This window comes from Paenibacillus sp. P46E, assembly GCF_001909095.1.
In the GTDB taxonomy this organism is placed as follows: Bacteria; Bacillota; Bacilli; order Paenibacillales; family Paenibacillaceae; genus Paenibacillus_AQ; species Paenibacillus_AQ helianthi.
The window spans coordinates 23,430-44,308 of record NZ_LVYZ01000068.1; the positions used below are offsets into that span (position 1 = coordinate 23,430).

A 20,879-nucleotide genomic window follows, 5' to 3' on the forward strand; every position below is an offset into this window, starting at 1 on the left:
GCGGGGCGCCCTGCACTTTACATTCTTATATTATGAATTATGGCAGATTGGAAGAACCCATCAGGAAACGGTCCACCTCGCGCGCTGCCTGCCGTCCTTCATTAATAGCCCATACCACAAGGCTCTGGCCGCGCCGTATATCTCCAGCAGCAAATACGCCTTCCACATTGGTAGCCTGCGTTCCGAACTCGGCTTTGGCATTGGAGCGGTCATCCCGCTCAATCCCAAGCTGGCCCAGCACCGTTTCTTCCGGTCCGGTGAATCCCAGGGCAAGCAGTACAAGTTGTGCCTGAATGACTTCTTCACTGCCAGGAACCTCTACCGGTACCACCCGGCCCTGTTCATTCCGGGTCCATTCGATGCGCACGGTATGCAGTTCCTGCACATGTCCGCCGTCGTCACCGACAAAACGCTTCGTATTCACAAGATAACGGCGCGGATCTTCCTCATACAAGGCCGCTGCTTCCTGCTGGCCGTAATCCACCTTCATCACCTTCGGCCATTCCGGCCAAGGGTTACCCGCCTGGCGGGTAAGCGGTGCCTGCGGCATAATCTCCAGTTGGACTACACTGCGGCAGCCGTGACGGATGGAGGTAGCGACACAGTCCGTACCTGTATCCCCGCCGCCAATAACGACCACATCTTTGCCGGCTGCTGAGATGTATTCCCCGTCTGCGAGGCCGGAGTCGAGCAGACTCTTCGTGTTCAGTGTCAGGAATTCCATCGCCTGATGGATGCCCCGCAGCTCGCGCCCTTCCAGCGCCAGATCACGTGCCTGCGTAGAGCCGCCGCACAGCACCAATGCATCATGCTCTTCCTTCAGCTGCGATGCTTCAATATCCCTGCCAATCTCAGTCCGGGTAACGAAGGTAACACCTTCTGCCGCCAGCAGATCCACACGGCGCTGTACCGTTTGTTTGTCCAGCTTCATATTCGGAATTCCGTAAGTCAACAGGCCGCCGATACGGTCCGCACGTTCATACACGGTTACACTATGTCCGGCTTTGTTAAGCTGTGCGGCACAAGCAAGACCTGCAGGACCGGAGCCGACTACGGCGACTTTTTTGCCGGTACGGCTGAGCGGCGGCTGGGGAACGATCCAGCCCTCAGCAAAACCTCTATCCACGATGGCCTTCTCAATCGATTTGATCGTGACCGGATTGCCGTTCATCCCCACTGTACAAGCGCCTTCACAAGGTGCTGGACAGACACGTCCGGTAAACTCCGGAAAGTTGTTGGTCTTGTGAAGCCGTTTCAGCGCAACCTCCCAGTTGCCGCGGTAAACCATATCATTCCATTCCGGAATAAGATTATGCAGCGGACAGCCGGAGGCCATCCCGGAGAGCAGCCGTCCAACATGGCAGAACGGTGTTCCGCAATCCATGCAGCGCGCGCCCTGCTCCTTCAGCTTCTCCTCGTCCATCTTCTGCGAAAATTCATTCCAGTTCTTAATCCGTTCCAAAGGCTCGCACTCCGCAGGAGTCTGCCGCTGATATTCAAGAAATCCTGTTGCTTTACCCATACCTGTCATCCTCCGAGTCTCTCTGATTGGCCGCCGAATCATCCAAAGGCGGCATTGTTGCCCCATTCGGCTCCAAAAAGACAGTTACTCTCTGTCACCGACTGATTATTTGTCACTGTAAAGCAGCAAAGCGAGAAGCTGTGACAAGGCGGTTTCCCGCCTGAAATGAGTCTATATTATCATTTATCCTGTATAGCCTAAATGAGGAAAGTCACATTTTTAGATAAAATTTCGGAGATGGGCAAAGCGGCTGTCAGAGGTCATTTTTCTTTGGCCGCACTATACACGGAGTTGACAACCCCTAGCAGTATCGCCGTTACTGGGAATACGATCCAGTTGATATCCCAGCTCTCAAAAACAAACCCGCTGATCAGAAAAATGCAGACCGCCACCGGCCAGATAATCGCTGCGACGTTGCCCATGACGCGCTTTTCTTCTTTCTTTTCGCGGGTAAACTCGCCTTCCTTAAGCAAGAAGCTGTAGCTCTCCTTAATATTACCATAATAAATGAACAGAAAGACCGCCAAAGCAATCAGCAGAAGCAAAATGACCACGCCATAACTGGTAGAATCTTCATTGATCAGAGACCATGCAATCACCGGAACCGGACTTAATACACACAGGCATACGCCCATCACGAGCGACAAGGTATACGTAGAGACAAATGCACTGCTGCGGTGCTGAATCTCGGACCCTAGATCATATGGCAGGTTAAAGCCTTTGTGCATATATTTATATTTCTCCAGCATCATGCCGCTGAAAATGAACAGACCCACTGCCAATGCCACCAGTATAAGCAAAGCAACCACACCAAGAATGGATGCAGCATCCTCTGAAATGACCCCTTTAAGAAATCCGGACCCGCTCAGAGTGTTCAGCAGAATCAGCAATGCGGGACCGATAATGCACAACATTACACCTAGCCCCACCATGAAACCCGATCTCTTTTTGGCAGCCATATAGCTAAATGTATCCTCCGGAGCAAGCATCGGAAGCTTGTTCTCGTCCCTTTCAGCGGGAATATCAAGCTCTTCGACCAGTTCATCAATGTTGCCAAACTCGGAAATCACGATGCCCACGGCTTCATTCTCGGTTTTGCCTTCCTGCTTCAATTCATGGTACTTCTCTTCCATGCTCGATAGCAGGTCCTGCTTGACCCCATCCATCTGCGCGGTTCTGGGGAGAGCGGCAAACATATTGTTCAAATAACTGATGATGGTTTCCATTCCTAATCACAGCTCCTTAATAAATTTGTTCACAACTTCCTGGGTAATCAGCCACTCCGCACATTTGTCATGGTAATACGCCAGCCCCTCCGGAGTAATGCGGTAGTAGGTACGCCGCTTCCCAAGGGTCTCATCCTTATAAAACGAGCAGATGTACCCATTCTTCTCCAGCCGGGTAAACGCTGAATAGAGGGTGGTTTCCTTCATAATATATTTCTCATCCGACAGCCTCCTGATATTCTTGGATATCTCGTAGCCATAGGATTCTCCGCCCAAAAGCATATATAGAATAAATGTATCGTTGTATCCGCGGATCACATCGCTGCTGATCAATATCCTTCCTCCTTACTGCATCTGTCGTACTACATCTGTCGTAGTAATGGTATTGTAGCATGATTACTACGACAGGTGTAGTACTAATTTCAAAAAGTAATCCTGTTTTTTGAAATATCACAGGAAAAAGACTGTCCAGTCGGCAGATGGCTCTGCCTACAAAACAGTCTTCATGTTCCTCATCTAGGTATTCCGTTGTTAATCGTGTTAAGCCTGAACAGCCAGAACGACCATTCCGAGACCCTTAACGGTCAGTTGCCCCTCTGTCCCCAGTACTGCCAGTTCCTCCCCAAACAGCGGCTCCCATACCCCCAGCGGCGGCAGCGAAAGCGTTGATCCGTCCGGATTGGTATTGTATACCACGTACAGGTGCTTCGCCGCATCACCTCCGGCATGCTCCCGAAGCGTATATGCCACTGTACCCGCAGGCGCCTTCTCGAAGAATAGCTTGGCACGGATTTCCTCTGCACTGTGCAAGCGGAAGGCGGGATGTGCCCGGCGCAGCGATATAAGCTTTTTCATGTAAGCAACCTCGTCCGCATAAGCAGCGCAGCGCTCCCAGTCCAGCCAATTGATCTCTACCGGTGATTTAAAGCTGTTCTCCACACCTTCTTTGGTACGCATAAATTCCTGCCCGGCATGAAGGAACGGAATCCCCTGGCTCGTCAGCACCATGGCTGAAGCCAGCCGGTGCATCGCCCTGCGCTGCTTGTCGGATACTCCGGCAGAGGACAGGACGATTTTATCCCACAAGGTATGATTGTCGTGGCATTCCATATAATTCACGCACTGCCGGGGTTCATCGGCAAACTGGCCGGTAGTCTGTCCGTACACCACTCCCCCTGTAATGCCTGTCTTCACCGCCTGTTCCAGTCCCGACCTGCCGCCGATAAAGCCTGGTTCCTCATACTTGAAAATATTGCCCTTCACCGCGTCCCGAAAACCGTCGTTAAATTGTCCGATTCCCGGCAGTGCGTCTGCGTTACTCTGATTGGCCAGCCGTTCCGTGGCAAGCTCGGTCTCCATGATCCATCCCTCGCCGATGGTCATGATCGAAGGGTCGACTTCATCCAGACGGCGGCGGATTTCCGCCATCGTGTCAATATCAATGAGGCCCATCAGGTCAAACCGGAAGCCGTCCATATGATATTCTGTGGCCCAGTAGAGAACCGAATCCACAATTAACCGGGACATCATGGTACGCTCGGAAGCGACATCGTTGCCGCAGCCCGAACCGTTCGACAGACTGCCGTCCCGCTTGTAACGCAGATAATAACCGGGAACCAGCTTGGTAAAATTCACACGGTATCCGTCATACACATGGTTATAAACCACATCCATGATTACGCGCAGACCACGGTCATGCAGCGCCTGGATCATGGTTTTGAGCTCGGTAATACGCACACCCGGCAGATACGGGTCTGTCGCGTAAGAGCCCTCCGGCACGTTATAATTCTTCGGATCATACCCCCAGTTATAGTGCGGCTGATCCAGCTTGGTTTCATCCACGCTCTCTGTGGCAAAGTCATAGACTGGCAGGAGCTGAATATGCGTCACCCCAAGATCGGCAATATGATCGAGCCCGGTCTGAATCCCCCCAGGACCCCGTGTTCCGCCTTCGGCGAGACCAAGAAATTGCCCCTTGTAGGCAGTCCCGCTGGCCGGATGAATGGACAAATCCCGCAGATGAAGCTCATAGATGACTGCATCCACAGGGCTCGCCAAAGGCGGCTTATCCTCAGTCCAACGCTCTGGATCCGTCTTGCGCAGGTCAAGAATTGCCGCTCTGTCCCCATTTACGCCGACTGCACGTGCGTACGGGTCCGCTGCCTCATTCCACTGGTCCCCGATACGTACGCGATAGGTATACAGCTTGCCATCCAGATCACCGGAAACTGTCAGTCTCCAGGTCCCCCTCACCTCACGTATCATGGGCAGGCGGTCGCCGGCGATCTGCTGCCAGGAGTCATACAGCACCACTTCCGCCTCCTGCGCCGTGGGAGCCCATAGACAAAAGGCGGAGTAAGCAGAAGTATAGATGAGGCCAAGATCGTCTCCGTTATAGCTGAACAGTTCGTCAAAATCCTGGTCTAATACGGAAATGCCTCCGGTAGCTGCAGGATCCCCATAAAAGATGGTTTCTTCCATTTCCCTTTGTACTGACAAAGCAATCTGTCCCCTTTACCCTTTATTAACTGGATATTATAACCTGATTATCCGCTTTGCGCAAACGTTTGTACAGAGGGATTTTTTAGAGTGGACGAGCGGGGGTCTGACGGGCTGTATATCCGGTTCCGTCATTCTATGTTCATCGCTACCATGGTAAGAATATCCCGATTCGGCAAATAAGGAATACGGCGCTCCCGGCCAGGGGTAAAGCCTCCATTCTTATGGCGTATACCGTTGTCTTGGACAATCAGCGCAGGTCCCGCTCCCGTATCGGTCAGATCGTATCCGATTCCCAGCACCCAGTGATAATCATAGGCATACCTCCCCCTCCAGCGGAGGCTGAACCACTTGTCAAACTTCACGGCCACCGGCCGCCCGGCGTCAATCTCAGCCCTATACCTCCACATGTCATTAAAAACAGATACTGAAACCGGCGGGTACCTGCGCTCTGCACGCGGGAGAGCAGCACCAATATAAGCCTGAAGGCCTTTGGCCAAACTGTGCGCACTCATCCCCAACGGAGTTCCCCCGTGATGACTGTATATATAATTGATATGCGCCGCCTTGGAGTCAAAATGCCCCGAACCCGGAATACGCCCATAGCCTCTCCTTGTATGCCAATATTCGATTAAAGCGGCCATGGTCGCCGGTCCGCAGGCAGAGCCGGGAGATGCTACGCCCGGCTCCCATTGTGTATATGGTTCCACTTCCAGCCGATATTCAGACCTTTCCTCAGTCATAGGGATATCTTTTCCTTCCGTTCCCTGAGTATCCGCTCAATATCTGAGGCGAGAAACGGCTTGCTGACGAAGTCTTCCATGCCTGCCATGAGGCACCGCTCCCGGTCCTCCGGTCTGGCATAAGCCGTTACCGCAATGATGAACGGCTGGTGATGAGTCGGAGCCTGCTCCCTGATTCTGGCCGACGCAGTAATTCCGTTCATCACAGGCATCTGAACATCCATAAACAACAGGTCATAAGGACGCTCAAGAACGGCCTGAAGCGCCTGCTGCCCATTCTCCACCAGATCCGCCCTATACCCCCGTTTCTCCAGCATCGTCAGAATAAGCTTTTGATTGACGGGATGATCCTCCGCAACCAGTATCCGCAGGGGTCCGTACTTCGCTTCAGGCAGAGCGGGAGCGGGGCTGGCGGCTGTCAGTATACTGCCATTCTCCACCTGCTGTACCTGGTTCTGGTTGATATTGAACTCAGGATCAACACTGCCATTCCGTGCATTGGAATTAATGGACAACGGATTATCCTCCGCCTTAATCTCGTCCCACTCCTCATCCGTAATAATGGGAAGGGTGAAGTAGAAAGTCGAACCTTCGTCCTCTGCGCTCTCTACTCCAATCGCTCCGCCCATTAGCTCGACAAGCCGCTTGCAGATCGCAAGTCCCAGGCCTGTCCCCCCATATTTGCGGTTAATCGACGGATGCAATTGAGAGAACGATTGAAACAGCAGTGGCTGCTTCTCGGTTGGAATGCCGATTCCCGTATCCCGTACACTGAACTTCAGGTTCAGCTTCTTGGCGTTCGGGCAATATTCCGTTTCGACAGCAATAGAGACCTGCCCTTCTTCAGTAAACTTGACCGCATTACTCACCAAATTCACGAGCACCTGGCGCAGACGGTCCGCGTCACCCATGATCAGCTCCGGAACATCTTCCGCGATCCGGCTGGACAGCCGGACACTCTTTTCTCTGGCTTTAGGTGAAAACAGCTCGGTAACCATCTCCATGACAGACTCCACACTGACCGGTTCATGAACAAGTGTCATTTTACCGGCTTCGATTTTGCTGAAATCAAGAATTTCATTGAGAATATACAGCAGGGAAGCGCTGCTCTGGCTGATGATCTCCGCATAACCGCGTTGTTCCTCATTCAGCTCCGTCTCCGCCAGAAGATCTGTCATTCCCATAATTCCATTCATCGGGGTCCGCAGCTCATGGCTCATCACCGCAAGAAACTCGGATTTGGCCTGATCCGCCTTCTCGGCTGATTCCTTGGCACGGATAATTTCCTGCTCATCGGTAATGTCCTTGAATACGACAACCGCCCCTTTGCGTTCCCCCTTGTCGAACAGAGGTGTTGCCTGATACTCCGCAAGAAAGCTGGAACCGTCCTTGCGCCACAGTACCGCATCCATACTCCGCTGGGACTCTCCTGTCCGGATAACCCGCATCAGGGGAGAATCTTCAGGCCGGTAATGAACCCCGTCCGGCGCCGTTTGCCGGATATGCTCCAGATAAGAACGCCCCATAATTTCGTTATGCTCAAACCCCAGCATCCGCTCTCCCGCCGGATTGATGAAGGTGATTCTCCCTTCGGTATCCAGACCGAATATACCTTCAGACACCGCATTCAGAATCAGCGTGTATTCATTACTGAGCTTCTCAATCTGCTCGGTATACCGGATACGCTCAGTGATATCACGGGAAATCCCAAATACACCCACTACCTGTCTGTCGACAATAATCGGGATGTTGATGGTATTGATTTCGATAAGATGCCCATCTTTATGGATCAGTGTCAGATCATAGCTCTGGGGCTCTCCCTGGCTGGCCAGTGTGAAATGATGCAAGGTCTTCGCGATATCCTTCTCATGCACAATAGGTCCAAAATACATTCCAATCAATTCATCCAGACTATAACCTGTCAGTTCCTCCAGATTGGCATTCGCTGTCAGATAATCCCCGCGCAGGTTCATGGAATAGACCGCGGATGGATTATACTCGAAGAGAGACTTGTAGCGTTGTTCACTCTCCTGAAGCATGGATTCAAAACGCTTGCGCTCGGTGATATCACGGCTGACTGATATAATCTCCAGGATCTGGCCGTGGTCATCATAAATATACCGGCTGTTCGTCTCAAACCAGGCATAGCTTCCATCCTTGCGGCGGTACCGGAAGGTTACTACAGGGATCGTTCCGGAGCGCTCGCTATCGGCCAGCATCTTCTTCAACCGCAGCAGATCATCGGGATGGAGGTAATCTAAGGCACTTGTCCCTACCATCTCTTCGGGCTCGTAGCCCAGCAGGGAGCGGCTGGCAGAAGAACAATAGAGAAAGACGGTGCCTGCTACCGATTGACGCGAAATCATATCGATGGAGTTCTCTGACATCAGCCGGTAATTCCGTTCGCTCTCTCTAAGCTGCTGCTCCATCTGCCGCCGCTCGGTAATATCCTGCATCATGCCGATCAGCTGCACAGGCTTGCCGTCAGGACCGCGCATGACATCCCACTGAATGTGGACTGCAAGTACTGTGGCATCAGAAAGAACCAGACGGAAGGAGGTTTCGCCGGATTCCCCTTTTTCCACAGCCCGTTCGACTCCCTTAGTCAGAATTACCATGTCCTCAGGATACACCAGAGACAAGAAGGTCTTATAATTCACGTTCTTCCCTGTACTATAGTGGAGCATCCGCTGCAGTTCTTCGGAGAACGTCAGTCTTTCTTTGGACAAATCCCAAACCCAGGAGCCTATTTTGGCAACCCGCTGGGCAGTATCCAAGGCTTCTTCGTTCAGCTTGCGGCTGTTCACATTACGGCCAACGCCCATGATCCGTACCACTTCACCGTTTTCATCACGGATAATATGAAAAGAAGATTCGAACCACAGGTAATGCCCCTCTTTATGGCGCAGCCGGCGGACATTGATTTTATTCTCCATGAGTCCCTCAGACTGGTTATTCATTCCTTCAGTATCATCAGGATGGTAGAATTCCAGCCGGTTCCTGCCAATTAATTCTTCAGGGGCGAAGCCGATTTGCAGCAGCGAGGAAGGAGAAATGAAACTCAGCGTTCCATCAGGCAGGGTGAAGGAAATCATCGTTTGTTCATCTTTTATAAATAAATCATACAAATCACGGCTGTCCACAGTCAGCTGATCGGCAATTTTGCGGTCGGTGATATCCTGGGCGTACACGATAACATGCCGGTGAGCCAGTCCCTCCATAGCCTTGACGAATGTAAGCAGGAGCCATACCGTACGTCCCGAACGGGCTTGGAATCTTTTCTCCTTGACCAGAGAGCCCGCTGCAGAAGAGTCTAGTTCATTTATAAGACGCTTGTGCAATTGCCGGGCTTCCTCCCGCGAAGCAGAAGTATTGTACAGCAACCCCCCAGCCAGGAACTCCTGTTCACTGCAGCCAAGAAGTTGACAGAAAGCAGGATTAACTTTTATCCACTTGGCCTCTTCTGAAGACAGTACTCCCATCCCCATCGGAGACATCAGGAATGCTCGATCCAGAATTTCCCTGTTATTGTTATCCAAATCAATCAGGCCTCCCTCATCACGAGCCGCTGCTGGTGCAGACTCACTGTTGTCTATTTACCCAAGTATACGATAAGAGAATTAAGGAAAGAAATGAGCCGTCCCTTTTTTCAAAAGAGAACCAAATAAATTGTAAATATTGACGGATATAGGAGGTTCATCTATAGTTTAAGTTAATAATTTATTCGTGACCTGTTACCGGAAGCACCCGTAATGAAGGCTTATTAGCCTTTGCTGCGGGTGCTTTTTTTTGTTGGGGACAGGCTGACGGATGACCACATAGGAGGAGAAAAATGAATACTCTCAAACATGCTGTCCTGGCCCTTCTGTCGCTGCTGCTTCTATCGCTTCCATTTGCAGGTCTGACGGCAGCATCCGGAACGGAGCTAACCCCTTCGATTCAGGCCGCTTTTGATTTAACTGCCGCGGTTGCTGATTCTTCATCAAGAACCAAGCTGAAGAGCCAGTATAGCGAACTGTCTGCATTGTCAGCGCAATATGACAGCAGAGAGGAGCAGATCCGCAAGCTTCATGAGGACAACGCTCAGTCGCTTATAGCCGCGAAAGAGCAAATCAAGAATATTGACCAGGCTACTGTAACCCGGCTTAGTGCTATGGTTGCCAGCACCAAGAGCCGCTACCAGCCGCTTTTTGATCAGTACAGTGCGTTGAACAAGCGCATCTCCCTGCTCAGGGGCTTCAAGGACAAATCCTTAAATGCTATACTGCGCGCCCAGTCCGATGCTATGAAAATCCTTGTACAGATGGCACGCCAGGACATCCGCGACCAAGAGGCACAGCTCAAAGCCGCCAAGGATATCCGGACTAAGAAAATAGCTGCGGTACGCAAGACCCTGGCCGGGATTGAAAGTCCGCAGACGTCAATCAAGACCCAGAAAAGTGTTGCCGCTTCACTGAACAAACGCCTGACTGCCGATTGGAGCGACTTCAAATCTGCTATCCGCAAGAAGAACCCGGCCCTGACTGGCGGCTCCTTGACGTCATTACTCTCCGGCCACCGGCAGATTGCAGCCAGCAAGCAAAAGATTATCGAGCTGGAACAAAAGGTTGCCGCTGTAATCACAGCTGCCTCCAAACAGATTACATCCTGATCCCCACAGATGTGTCTTCCGCCTGCTTATCGGCATATGTTAGGTAAGAGGCACAGCTATGGAGTGAAGGAGGCTTACATCTATGCATATCTGTATGATCGCGCCGGAACAGTTTCCGGTACCGGGAGATGGCTCTGTGGAAATCTGTATCTGGGCAATCGCCAGAGAACTGGCCCGGCGGCATACAGTGACCATCGTAAGCCGGAGGGCTCCCGGACTTCCCGTAGCCGATGAATTGGAGCAAGTGCGCATAATCCGTCTAGCTTCAGGTACACCTGCACGTTATCTTGCTTCGGTGCTGGACTACCTTGAAGGGGAGCGTTTCGATGTGATACAGGTCGACAACCGCCCCCAGCTAATGGCCGCCGTTAAGCGCAGGCATCCATTCACACCGGTGCTCCTGTTCCTCCACTCCTTGACCTTTGTTCCGGCGGAAACCCGGATTGCCCGCAGCCTGGCCAGGGCTGATCTTATCGCGGTCAACAGCCGTTCGCTGCAGCAGAGACTGTCCCGGCGGTTTCACGGTCTGGGCGGGAACATCCGGGTGATACCACTAGGTGCCGACTTAACCCGGTTCTTCCCCGCAGAGCAAGCGGAAAAGCAGCAGGTGCGCAGGATCTTTCGCCTGGGTCCTGTTTTCACCGTTCTGTTCGTCGGACGAATTATCCCCCGCAAGGGAGTACCCGTATTAATTAGAGCCATGCGACTGCTCAATAGACGTCTGCCGGCACAGTTGATTATCGCCGGCCATGGCAAGCCGCGGTATATCCGGCAGCTTAAGGCCATGTCCCGGCGCCTGGGAGTGCGGGTCACCTTTATCGGCAAGATTGCCCATGAAGATATTCATGCTCTGTATCAGGCCGCCGATGTCTTCGTCTGCCCATCCCAGCAGCATGAATCCTTCGGACTGGTCAACGTGGAGGCAATGGCCTCAGCACTGCCGGTCATCGCCTCGAACAACGGCGGTATCCGGGAGATTATCGTATCCGGTCATAACGGATATTTAGTGGATCGTTACCGTGAAGCAGCTCCATTCGCCAAATACCTGCTGCAGATAGGCCGCCAGCCGCAGCTGGCAGCCAAAATAGGACTCCAGGGGCGGAGTGACGCGCTGCAGAATTTCGGATGGCAGCAAACGGCGGCAGCAATGGAGAAGCTGTACCGTGTTCTTTTGCCGAATTAGGAGAACCCACGAAAGCTGCCGGCTCCCTGACTATGCGACAATGTGTAACACAGAATTTGTGATCATATTCGCAGGATACAGCTGCAGTTAATATTATACTCAGATTGTAAGCGTTGCCATTATACGAATGTATCACTTATAAGGCCACCTAGACATTGGCAACCCCCTACAACACACTATTCGCTGTAGAAAGGGTGCATCGTTATGTTAATGATCAAGGCTATAGTAAGACCCGAGAAGGCGGATGCAGTTATGGCTGAACTGCTGCTTGCCGGTTTCCCCTCCATCAGTAAGATGGATCTGCTCGGCCGCGGCAAACAAAAAGGGATTCAGGTCGGCACCAATCATTATGATCAAATCTCCAAGAAGCTGCTGATGATCGTCATTCAGGATGATGAGAAGGAAGATGTCATCAGCATTATTATGAGAACGGCAAGAACCGGTGAACAAGGCTCCTTCGGTGACGGTAAAATATTCGTGCTGCCTGTGCAGGAAGCCTATACGATCAGCAACGGAAAGAACCAGTTATAGGCTACTTGTCCATCTATGATAGCACCTGCGAAAAAAGCAGCAAAGCGCATCCCTGTTCAGAATTTGATTCAGGGGATACCGCTTGCTGCCTTTTTGTATACGAATGCTCTCCGGTTCAGATCATCTGGACAACGGTCAGGACCAGCCCCACTACAAAGCCGCACACCGCGCCATTGACCCGAATCCATTGCAGATCCTTACCAACCTTATCCTCCAGCATATCTACCAGACTGGCGTCATCCATCTGATCCAGGTTCTCTTTGACCAGAAGCCCCAGCCGGTAATGATTCGCTTCTACGAAGTTAATTAGGGAAGCACGAATCCGCTCCTCCCAGCTCTGAATCCAATCCTGCTCCTTGCTGACACGGCGGGCCAGCATGGCATACAGTCCAAACAGCTTGCGCCCCCCTGCTGACTTCTCTTCTTCCAGCAGGGCAACCGCCTTGCCGCGGAATCCTTCAAGCTGTTCCTCCAGGAACGCCGCAGTGGATTCACTCTGCAGTTCATTCAGGCCCCAATCCTTAATCGCAGCGATCCGCGCCTCGTCATTCACTAGTTGAAAAATAGCAACACGGATTTCCTGGATGATCTGGTCACGGTAAGGACTATCCTCTTCACGGAAATCACGGATACCGGATTGCACCATACCCTGCAGCATTTCTCCCAGCATCTCGGCATCCACAAATCCGACAAAAGCCTGAAAAGCCATTCCCTTGAGTCCGCCCAGCTTCACTTCAGCCAATTTCTCGCTGGCGATCTTGCCCAGCATCGCCCGTGTCTCGGGACGGGCCGCCCAGCCGGAGATTCCACCCAGTGCATAATCCAGGGCAGCAACGTCCTTCCCGTCATTCATGAGCTTGGTGATAATAGTATCCGCTGCCGTTCCAAGCTTGGCTTCACGAATGTAGCTGGCGGCAGCTGACTGAATATACGGCACAGCCTGAGTGACCGGTAGTTTCTGTACAAAGCTGCTGATCTGCTCCAGCATTTCAATTCTCGCTTTTTTCCGGGCGAACAGCCGGGTTAGCAGAGTGCTGCCAAGCGCCACTATGCGGATCTTGCGAAGTTTGTTCTCAATACTCGCCTTGTTCAGCAGCTCGTTCTCCATCGCAGAGATCAACGATTGAATAATTTTGTCCCGATTCTTCAGCAGAAGTGAGGTATGAGGAATGGGCAGTCCAAGCGGATGACGAAACAGCGCAGTGACAGCGAACCAATCGGCAATCCCCCCCACCAGTCCGGCCTCAAAGCCGCCCCTCAGCAGGATAACGGCCAAATTTTCCGGCAAAAAGAGTGTAATCAAAAAACCGCAGGCCATAACAGCCAGCGAGATCGTAGCTAAATTTCTGGATTTCATTCGCAGTTCCCCCTTGCCTAAATGAATGGATCTATCTGTAGGTCCGCCTTATATTGTACCACGGCAGAACTCTTTTCGAAAAATCCTCCATTACTGGACGAAGAGAAATTGCTCCCGGCGGAGCGGGAATGCGCTGGATGAACGGGATTTGTGAATTGTATGATGAGGGGTTCACAGAAGATAACGTATACATGGAGCTCGATAAACAGGGGATATGAAGAAAAACAATTCGAGCTGAATGATGAGGATATTCAAGAGGAAACGGGCTGGATGCGGACCCTGTTCATGATCAGGATGGCCGGCTACCGAATTGCCACGGAGAACGCCGCACCGGTTCTAAAAGAAACGGCCGACTTTGTTGCGGGGAGCCACGCGAAGAATAGCGCCACTGGGGGATGATATCTTTTTGAAGAGAGGCAGGGGGAATACAGAGAGTCCTAGTGCCGGCCTGCTCTATATCTGACGATGCAGTATATAGCTCCAATATTCACCGTTAGCAAAATTAAAAGGAACAGATGCTGCGTCGTTGTCAGTGCAGTCAGAATTGGAATAAACATAATCTTCCTCCCTATTCATAATTAATAAAGGCACCCCGTTAGCAAACGGTTTTTTGAGTGCTGTATTGATTAAGCAGGTGATCCAAGGCTACAGATTGTTCAATCACCTTAGGATGTGTCAATAACCCGTATTTTTTTTGCATCTGGTATAGCTTCTCCCTGGCACATTCTACACGATGCAGTGTCGCACTTTCATTGTTCTGCATAGTTCCACCTCCTCTGTGTAATATTTTAGTACAAGCTGTCAAAAAACGGAACCCGTATTGAACCGCGCTTATTTCTCTGCACAATGCCAGAATATCCGGCGAACGGACCGGAGCCCTGCGCTCCCCTGCCCGAAGGCTAATATGTTAATATGTACGGGAGATTGCCGAAATGCAACAACAACACAAACATAAGGGGGAATCACACGTTGAATATGTATCCTGGGATTGCCCAGTTATATCATAACCGCCTGCTGCGGACAGAGCTGGAATGCGAGGCATTTGATCTGGCCCTGGAAGGCCTGGCTGGAGATACAGAGGATGCAGTAATCCAGCAAATCTTCCGTGTCTTCGATGATGATACCGAGCAGGAAGAGATTATGTTCGGACTTGTCCATTTCGTGGAGAGCTACCAAATGGAAATGTACCTCACGCAGTTGCTGGAGTCCCTGCCGGACATGCTGGAGAATGCGCGTAACTGGGCCATTGTGCTGAACCAAAGAATTCTGGACGACGACATCAGCCGCAGGGAATACGCCGATATCGCCGCCGGAATGAGCCCAAGAATCAAGAAATCGCTGGCGTTCCTGCTGGAGGAGATCAAAGAGGACAACCCACGGCCCTATGAGCGCAAGGTGAATGCCATTCTCGGACAATTGCAATGAAACACCACGGACTGGCGGACAAGATCAGCGGAGCTTGAACGTTCGGACGATTCCGGGGACATCGTCATTTACCATGCGGGACAGAATACGGATCGGTCTGCCGAATCTTGTGTAATCATAGTCATCGCCTTTGGCATTCAGAAACTCGTCGGGAAGCTCTTCGGGAACTGTGTAGGCGTAGATCAGCCCTTTGCGCACAGCCAGTCTGACTATCGGGGATTCATCGTAGCCCTTGGCCCGCCACTGCTTCAGAGTCATCCGGAACACCAGCAGTGTGAGCGCCGATTCATAGACTTTCCCTTTATATTTAAAAAGGAAATCCAGAGCGTATTCTGCATCCTCCAGCCGCCGGGTTCTGCTTCTGACCACTGTGTAGCATCTCCAGCTGCGGGGGAGCCTTATGCTGAAGCCATACTTCGGGCTCTGGTAGAGCAATGTTTTTGGAGGGCCTGCCAGAAGGCCCGGGTGTTTCCTTTTCACTGCCGGCTTTCTTATCCGGGTGACAGGCTTCATCACGATCACACCTTTGGAGTAATGGATTTCAGAGCATAGCATACGTATACTAGCCAGAATATTCACAGCACCCAAGGAGTGACACCCGTAACAGATTTAATTGAGCCGAACTGTTCCAATTCGCCGATTGCAGGGACAACATTACAAAACTGATGGTATAGTATAGATCGGCTAAAATTTAATTTATCCCGCAATGATATAAACGAAGGTGAATCCAATGAACAAGCTTTTATTTCACAATATACCGCTGGGAGCTACCGGTGAACGTATTCCGCAGGCGAACATCGCCTCTGCCCGGACAAGCCGTGACATCGTGAAGTCCGGTGACCCCGATGGCGCTTACTTCCGCAGGCTGGAGGAGGGCGGAATTCTGCTCAACTCTCCGCAGATCGCTGCGGTACGGCATCACCAGGGCCCGCTGCTGACCCTGGCCGGGGCAGGCTCCGGCAAAACCTCGGTGCTGATCTGCAGAACCGGGTATTTGTTATCCGTCCGGGGAATCTCCCCGAGTCAACTGCTGCTGCTGACCTTCTCCAATAAGGCAGCGGCAGAAATGCGCGACCGGATCGCCCTGTTGCCTGGCGTCAGCGAGAGTGACGCTGCCCGCCTGCAGGCCCGCACGTTTCATTCTTTTTTCCTCTATTTCCTTCGCCGTCAGGGCCTTCAGCAGGAAATTTTCAATGAGACCCGCCGCCAGCATATTCTACTGAAGCAGATCATGCGCGAGCTGGGGCTGCCGAAGGATGCCTATCCCCCGGAAACCCTGCTCGCTCTGCTCTCCTCCTGCAAGATGAACCTGGGTGAGCCTAGCGATCTTCCGGAAACGTCAACCGCTGAGCAGGAAATGAAGGCGGTTCTGATGCTCTATGAGCAGTGGAAGACCGACAATTTCAAAATCGACTTTGATGATGTGCTGCTGATCGCCTACCGGATGCTAAGGGAGAAACCCGCGCTTTTGCTGGAGCTGCAGATGAGGTTCCTGTATGTAATGGTTGATGAGTTCCAGGATACGAATGCGCTGCAATATGAGCTTGTCAAAATGATCGCCCACCCGCAGCATAATCTGATGGTGGTAGGTGACGATGACCAGACGATCTATTCCTTCAATGGAGCACGCAGCGAGTTCATCCTTGAATTCGAGAAGTTATATCCGGGTGCCAGGGTCATCACACTTGATATTAATTACCGCTCCGGCCCCGCGATTGTCGGCCTCGGCAACGGAATTATCCGCCATAATAGGCGGCGCAGATCCAAAACACTGCAAGCGGCCAAGGGCAGCGGACGCCAGCCCCGGTACCTGCGCCCGCAGACCGCGGACGAGGAAGCCGAGCAAATCGTGGATCATATCCTGAGTGAGGTGGCTGGCGGAACTCGAGCATACAGCGATTTCGCCCTGCTCTACCGGGCTTCCAGCAGCAACCGGGCTTTGCTGGAGCTGCTGCTGCTGCGCGATGTTCCTTATATTGACTACGGTGAAGGCCAGCTGCTCTACGAGCATTGGCTGATCTCTCCGGTACTCGATCATCTGCGGTTGTCGCTGAACCGGCGAAACTTCGCTGCGATAGAGAATATCCTGCCGACTCTGTACATGAACCGGGAAAAAGGCATGAACCACATCCGCCGGATGGAAGCCGTTCAGCCCAAGCAGGGGCCGCTGATTCACCTGATGTCCCTGCCGGGGATGGAGGATTTCAAAGGTGCAAAGCTGAAGGAACGGCTGGAGCTGATCCGCGGCCTGGTTCAGTTGACTCCCGTCCAGGCCATCCGCCAGATCCGCACTACCTTCTATGACTACTTCATCGAAGCCAATGAGCGGCATCAAGCTACCCTCCACCGGGAGATGCTAAAAGAAATGCTCGATGAGCTGGAAGCATCGGCGGAACGGTTCGACAGCCTCCCGGTATTCCTGGAGTTCATCGATCATGTGACCGAACGCAATGAGCAGAGCCGCCTGCCCGGCCTCAAAGAGCAAGGGAACCGGGTTGCGCTGATGACAATTCATAAGTCGAAGGGGCTGGAGTTCCCGGTAGTCTTCCTGATTGGGGCATCCGAAGGCATTCTCCCTCATAGCTCCGCGCTGGAGGGTGAGCGGCTGAAAGACCGGAAAACTGCAAAAACAGCACCGGGCAGCAAAAGCAGCACGGTTGTTGTTGGCAATGCAGCAGGCCTCGACGCGCTTGAAGAGGAGCGGAGACTGGCTTATGTGGCCGTAACCCGGGCCCGCGAGGAACTGTTCATCAGTTCGCCGGCGAGGCACCGGGGCAAGAAGGCGGAGGTCTCCAGATTTATGCTGTCCGCCTTCCGCTCTGCCATATCTGCTGCCCCGGCCACTCCGGCCAGCGCAGCTGCCGTAAGCAGAACCCCGGCAGCAGCATGCACTTCCTCCGGCCGGTCCCACGGGGGAAGAACCCTTACGGTTCCCGTCTGGAATTGCACCAGCAGCAGCTGTCCGGGCTGGACACGGATGAAGGCAGGCGGGGCCGAGGAGCACCTGTCCTCCAAGCCATGTCCGCTGTGCAGCTCTCCGATGGAGAAGAGCAGCCGGGAAGTCCCTGTGTAACGGGGATGTGCTCCCTGCTAATCACAAGTGGAAACGGCTTCGCCGTCCTTTTAAGGGACGGAATCCGTTTCAGCGAGAAATAGAAGGATGATTTTTAGCGTGAAACATATAAATCCTTATATTTGCATAATAGCCCCTTTCCCGCATCAGCCAGACGCTGCGGAAAGGGGCTATATGGATTGACTCTGCACAATCCGCTACGGTAGATTCTGTTTCCAGAGTTGCCGGACAGTAACTTATTGCCTGGTACCCGGTCTAGAGTACCCGTACCTGGAATTGGGGCAGATAATCTGCGTTCTGCTCAAGAATGTCGGCCAGCACGGCCTTGGCAATCCGTTCGTCGCCTACCAGCGGGTGAATGGTCAGCGCCTGCAGCGCTGAAGCATAGTCGCCTCTCACCGCAGCGTCAATGGTTAGCTCTTCATAAGCCTTCACGACCTGCAGGAGACCTCTGATCTGGGGAGGGAGCGGCTTGCTAGGGGCCAGTGCATGCGGACCGTCGGATTTGATGACACAGTTGATCTCAATGGAAACATCGTTGGGAAGATCGGGAATCATCCCCTGATTGCGCACATTAACAGTCTGAATATCCCCCGTATCATTATAAATGGACTTCATCAGTTGAACAGCTGCTTCGGAATAGTAGGCACCGCCGCGTTTCTCCAATTGAGCCGGCTTGCTGTTCACTTCCGGCTGCTTATAGATCTCGAACAGCTCGGCTTCCACTTCCTTTACATCATCGGCCCGGGTCCTACCAGTCTCCTGGTAGTGTCCGGCAATCTCGCGGTACATTTCTTCTTTCATATAGTAGTAGCGGTGGTAGGCGCAAGGCAGTGCGCCTACCGACTGAATAAATTCGGAATCCCACTCCAGATCGGGGATGTTAGCCATCGTTGGACCTTTGGCCCCGGCCAGCTTATTCAGAAAATCCTCCGTCATGTCTTCCCCTTCGATCAGCACACGGGTCGTCCAGTTCAGGTGATTGATTCCGACCATCTCAATGAACATTTCGGATTGTGGAACCCCATACAGCTCAGCAATCTGCATCTTCGTGCTTATCGGAAGGTTGCAGAGGCCAACAGACTTCACCCTGGAATACTTGGAGACGGCTTCAGTGATGATCCCGGCCGGATTGGTGAAGTTGACCATAAATGCATCCGGAGCCAATTCCTCAATATCCCGGCAGATGTCAAGAATCACCGGGATGGTGCGAAGCGCCTTGGCGAAGCCGCCCGCTCCTGTCGTTTCCTGGCCGATCAAATGATGGGCCAGCGGGATTTTCTCATCTCTTGAGCGCGCATCCAGCATGCCCACACGAATCTGCGTGGCCACAAAATCCGCACCGGAGATCGCTTCGCGCCGGTTCAGAGTGGTATGCAGCCTGATTGGCTTACCGCTTGCGTCAATCATGCGCTGTGCCAGCTCGCCTACAATCCTCAGCTTCTCCGCTCCCGCTTCGATATCTGCCAGGTACAGCTCAGCAACCGGAAATACATCATGATAACGAATTAGGCCTTCGACAAGCTCTGGCGTATAGGAGGAACCTCCACCAATTACTGCGATTTTCAACTGCTTCTTCTTCATCTGCGAATTCCTCCGTCTCTCTCGAAATGCTCTAACATATCCGGGGTCACCGGTATACCAAGCTGGTCCATTGCAAGCATCAGTGCGCCGAATACAGGCGGTATTTCCGGAATCACAAACGTGCAGGATGGATATTCCCTCTCCACCTCTTTAGCCAGTGCATCCAGCAGCAGCGGATTTCTTCCGGACTGGAGTATGCTTCCAGTAAGGATGACCGGCACGCCCGCCTCTTCGAAACTGCCCAGCTTACGGATTACCGCAGCCGCTGAAATGCCAAGCTCTCTGCCCATGTCCGTAAGCAGTTGGCGGGAGAGCCAGTCGCCCGAGTCTGCAGACTCGTGAACAATCAGTGAGAGTTCCAGCGGCGCTGCCGATATATCCTCGTCAAGGTAACGGTTAAGCATCTCCTCAAAGCTCGCGAATCCGAGCCTAAGCGGGATCCGCTCCACCAGATCGCTGTAAGGCTCCCTGCCCTCCCAGCTTCGTACCGCCCTGCTTAATGCCTGTGCGGCCAGATAATAACCGCCTGCCCGGTCACCGAACAACGAATCAAAACCGCCAATCTGCACCGTCTGTCCTAGCCGGTTGCGTCCGGCTGCGTTCGTGTTGCTTCCGCACACAAGAACCACCCCCGTATTGTCCGGGCTTCCGATACGCAATCCCTCCATCGTATCACAGACAATATCCCAGCTCCGCAGGGATAGTTGCCTGCCGATTTCCGGGCAGAGAATGTCCATATCGATACGCCGGTCAGCTCCCGCAAGACCAAATTGCACATAATCCAGCTCTTCTTTGGCAATGCCCGCCTGGGCAAGTGCACCAAACAAAGCACCACGGATGTTCAATACTGCCGCCTGGGCTCCAATGATCTGATGGTTGCCGCAGCCTGACACAGCGGCTCCCAGAACCGTACCGTATTCATCCGCTACCATTGCGATTGTCTTGCTTCCACCGCCATCTACACCCGCAACGTACATATCTTCACCCCTGATTGGTTTGTTCCTACAAAGATTCAGATTCATTTGCCATTTAATATCCATACATTACCAGAAGTCAAAATGATAATTACGAATATATCTTTAAAT

Annotated in this window: 17 protein-coding genes; 6 read left to right on the forward strand and 11 right to left on the reverse strand. The window is 52.5% G+C overall.

What is annotated here, in order from left to right:
* Positions 1-37: 37 nt before the first annotated feature.
* The 6 genes from A3849_RS25750 to A3849_RS25775 all read right to left on the reverse strand — a co-directional run bounded on the left by A3849_RS25750 (position 38) and on the right by A3849_RS25775 (position 9,529).
* Positions 38-1,522, reverse strand: a complete 1,485-nt coding sequence (locus A3849_RS25750; protein WP_074113948.1) for a glutamate synthase subunit beta — start codon at positions 1,520-1,522, stop codon at positions 38-40.
* Positions 1,523-1,782: 260 nt separating this feature from the next.
* A complete protein-coding gene (locus A3849_RS25755) occupies positions 1,783-2,748 on the reverse strand; it encodes a permease prefix domain 1-containing protein (RefSeq protein ID WP_074113949.1) in 966 nt (321 codons plus the stop codon).
* Between the two features lie 6 nt (positions 2,749-2,754).
* Entirely contained in the window at positions 2,755-3,081 is a 327-nt protein-coding gene (locus tag A3849_RS25760; protein ID WP_074113950.1) for a PadR family transcriptional regulator, read from the reverse strand.
* 207 nt (positions 3,082-3,288) lie between these two features.
* Positions 3,289-5,247 carry a type I pullulanase gene (gene pulA, locus A3849_RS25765; protein WP_074113951.1) on the reverse strand — a complete coding sequence of 653 codons (1,959 nt, stop codon included), beginning with the start codon at positions 5,245-5,247 and terminating at the stop codon, positions 3,289-3,291.
* Positions 5,248-5,378: 131 nt separating this feature from the next.
* Positions 5,379-5,990 carry a C39 family peptidase gene (locus A3849_RS25770; RefSeq protein WP_074113952.1) on the reverse strand — a complete coding sequence of 204 codons (612 nt, stop codon included), beginning with the start codon at positions 5,988-5,990 and terminating at the stop codon, positions 5,379-5,381.
* Complete coding sequence (locus tag A3849_RS25775) at positions 5,987-9,529, reverse strand: PAS domain S-box protein (protein WP_074113953.1); 3,543 nt, start codon at positions 9,527-9,529, stop codon at positions 5,987-5,989. Before A3849_RS25775 ends, A3849_RS25770 begins: the two co-directional genes overlap by 4 nt.
* Positions 9,530-9,822: 293 nt before the next feature.
* Between A3849_RS25775 and A3849_RS25780 the strand changes: the two genes are divergently transcribed.
* From A3849_RS25780 to A3849_RS25790, 3 genes are all read left to right on the forward strand, one after another.
* Positions 9,823-10,641 (forward strand): hypothetical protein, encoded by an 819-nt coding sequence (locus A3849_RS25780; RefSeq protein WP_074113954.1) that lies wholly within the window; start codon positions 9,823-9,825, stop codon positions 10,639-10,641.
* 82 nt (positions 10,642-10,723) lie between these two features.
* On the forward strand, positions 10,724-11,824 hold the full coding sequence (locus tag A3849_RS25785) for a glycosyltransferase family 4 protein (protein WP_074113955.1): 1,101 nt from the start codon (positions 10,724-10,726) through the stop codon (positions 11,822-11,824).
* Between the two features lie 204 nt (positions 11,825-12,028).
* Complete coding sequence (locus A3849_RS25790) at positions 12,029-12,355, forward strand: P-II family nitrogen regulator (protein ID WP_074113956.1); 327 nt, start codon at positions 12,029-12,031, stop codon at positions 12,353-12,355.
* Positions 12,356-12,470: 115 nt separating this feature from the next.
* Here A3849_RS25790 and A3849_RS25795 read toward each other — a convergent pair whose 3' ends face one another.
* Positions 12,471-13,712, reverse strand: a complete 1,242-nt coding sequence (locus A3849_RS25795; RefSeq protein WP_074113957.1) for a DUF445 domain-containing protein — start codon at positions 13,710-13,712, stop codon at positions 12,471-12,473.
* 159 nt (positions 13,713-13,871) lie between these two features.
* Here A3849_RS25795 and A3849_RS25800 point away from each other — a divergent pair, with 159 nt between their 5' ends.
* Positions 13,872-14,111, forward strand: coding sequence for a hypothetical protein (locus A3849_RS25800; protein ID WP_074113958.1), 240 nt, complete (start codon positions 13,872-13,874; stop codon positions 14,109-14,111).
* 196 nt (positions 14,112-14,307) lie between these two features.
* Here the strand turns inward: A3849_RS25800 and A3849_RS25805 are convergent, their stop codons facing one another.
* Positions 14,308-14,475 (reverse strand): aspartyl-phosphate phosphatase Spo0E family protein, encoded by a 168-nt coding sequence (locus A3849_RS25805; protein ID WP_074113959.1) that lies wholly within the window; start codon positions 14,473-14,475, stop codon positions 14,308-14,310.
* A gap of 212 nt (positions 14,476-14,687) precedes the next feature.
* On the opposite strand from A3849_RS25805, the gene A3849_RS25810 reads away from it, so the two are divergent.
* Positions 14,688-15,137, forward strand: a complete 450-nt coding sequence (locus A3849_RS25810) for an Imm30 family immunity protein (protein ID WP_074113969.1) — start codon at positions 14,688-14,690, stop codon at positions 15,135-15,137.
* A gap of 24 nt (positions 15,138-15,161) precedes the next feature.
* Here the strand turns inward: A3849_RS25810 and A3849_RS25815 are convergent, their stop codons facing one another.
* Complete coding sequence (locus A3849_RS25815; RefSeq protein WP_256700910.1) at positions 15,162-15,506, reverse strand: hypothetical protein; 345 nt, start codon at positions 15,504-15,506, stop codon at positions 15,162-15,164.
* 361 nt (positions 15,507-15,867) lie between these two features.
* Here A3849_RS25815 and A3849_RS25820 point away from each other — a divergent pair, with 361 nt between their 5' ends.
* Positions 15,868-18,210, forward strand: a complete 2,343-nt coding sequence (locus A3849_RS25820; protein ID WP_074113961.1) for a UvrD-helicase domain-containing protein — start codon at positions 15,868-15,870, stop codon at positions 18,208-18,210.
* 255 nt (positions 18,211-18,465) lie between these two features.
* Here A3849_RS25820 and A3849_RS25825 read toward each other — a convergent pair whose 3' ends face one another.
* The gene (locus A3849_RS25825) at positions 18,466-19,794 is read right to left on the reverse strand and encodes a 6-phospho-beta-glucosidase (protein ID WP_074113962.1); all 1,329 of its coding nucleotides are present in this window, start codon (positions 19,792-19,794) and stop codon (positions 18,466-18,468) included.
* Positions 19,791-20,771, reverse strand: coding sequence for a BadF/BadG/BcrA/BcrD ATPase family protein (locus A3849_RS25830; protein WP_143191900.1), 981 nt, complete (start codon positions 20,769-20,771; stop codon positions 19,791-19,793). Before A3849_RS25830 ends, A3849_RS25825 begins: the two co-directional genes overlap by 4 nt.
* Between the last annotated feature and the right edge of the window lie 108 nt (positions 20,772-20,879).

Excerpts from the sequence above, each read along its gene's own strand:
- A3849_RS25790 (WP_074113956.1), top strand. The coding sequence starts at position 12,029 with ATGTTAATGATCAAGGCTATAGTAAGACCCGAGAAGGCGGATGCAGTT.
- A3849_RS25795 (WP_074113957.1), bottom strand. The coding sequence starts at position 13,712 with ATGAAATCCAGAAATTTAGCTACGATCTCGCTGGCTGTTATGGCCTGC.
- A3849_RS25830 (WP_143191900.1), bottom strand. The coding sequence starts at position 20,771 with ATGTACGTTGCGGGTGTAGATGGCGGTGGAAGCAAGACAATCGCAATG.
- A3849_RS25770 (WP_074113952.1), bottom strand. The coding sequence starts at position 5,990 with ATGACTGAGGAAAGGTCTGAATATCGGCTGGAAGTGGAACCATATACA.
- A3849_RS25800 (WP_074113958.1), top strand. The coding sequence starts at position 13,872 with ATGATGAGGGGTTCACAGAAGATAACGTATACATGGAGCTCGATAAAC.
- A3849_RS25755 (WP_074113949.1), bottom strand. The coding sequence starts at position 2,748 with ATGGAAACCATCATCAGTTATTTGAACAATATGTTTGCCGCTCTCCCC.
- A3849_RS25810 (WP_074113969.1), top strand. The coding sequence starts at position 14,688 with ATGTATCCTGGGATTGCCCAGTTATATCATAACCGCCTGCTGCGGACA.
- A3849_RS25780 (WP_074113954.1), top strand. The coding sequence starts at position 9,823 with ATGAATACTCTCAAACATGCTGTCCTGGCCCTTCTGTCGCTGCTGCTT.
- A3849_RS25820 (WP_074113961.1), top strand. The coding sequence starts at position 15,868 with ATGAACAAGCTTTTATTTCACAATATACCGCTGGGAGCTACCGGTGAA.
- A3849_RS25825 (WP_074113962.1), bottom strand. The coding sequence starts at position 19,794 with ATGAAGAAGAAGCAGTTGAAAATCGCAGTAATTGGTGGAGGTTCCTCC.
- A3849_RS25750 (WP_074113948.1), bottom strand. The coding sequence starts at position 1,522 with ATGGGTAAAGCAACAGGATTTCTTGAATATCAGCGGCAGACTCCTGCG.
- A3849_RS25785 (WP_074113955.1), top strand. The coding sequence starts at position 10,724 with ATGCATATCTGTATGATCGCGCCGGAACAGTTTCCGGTACCGGGAGAT.
- A3849_RS25805 (WP_074113959.1), bottom strand. The coding sequence starts at position 14,475 with ATGCAGAACAATGAAAGTGCGACACTGCATCGTGTAGAATGTGCCAGG.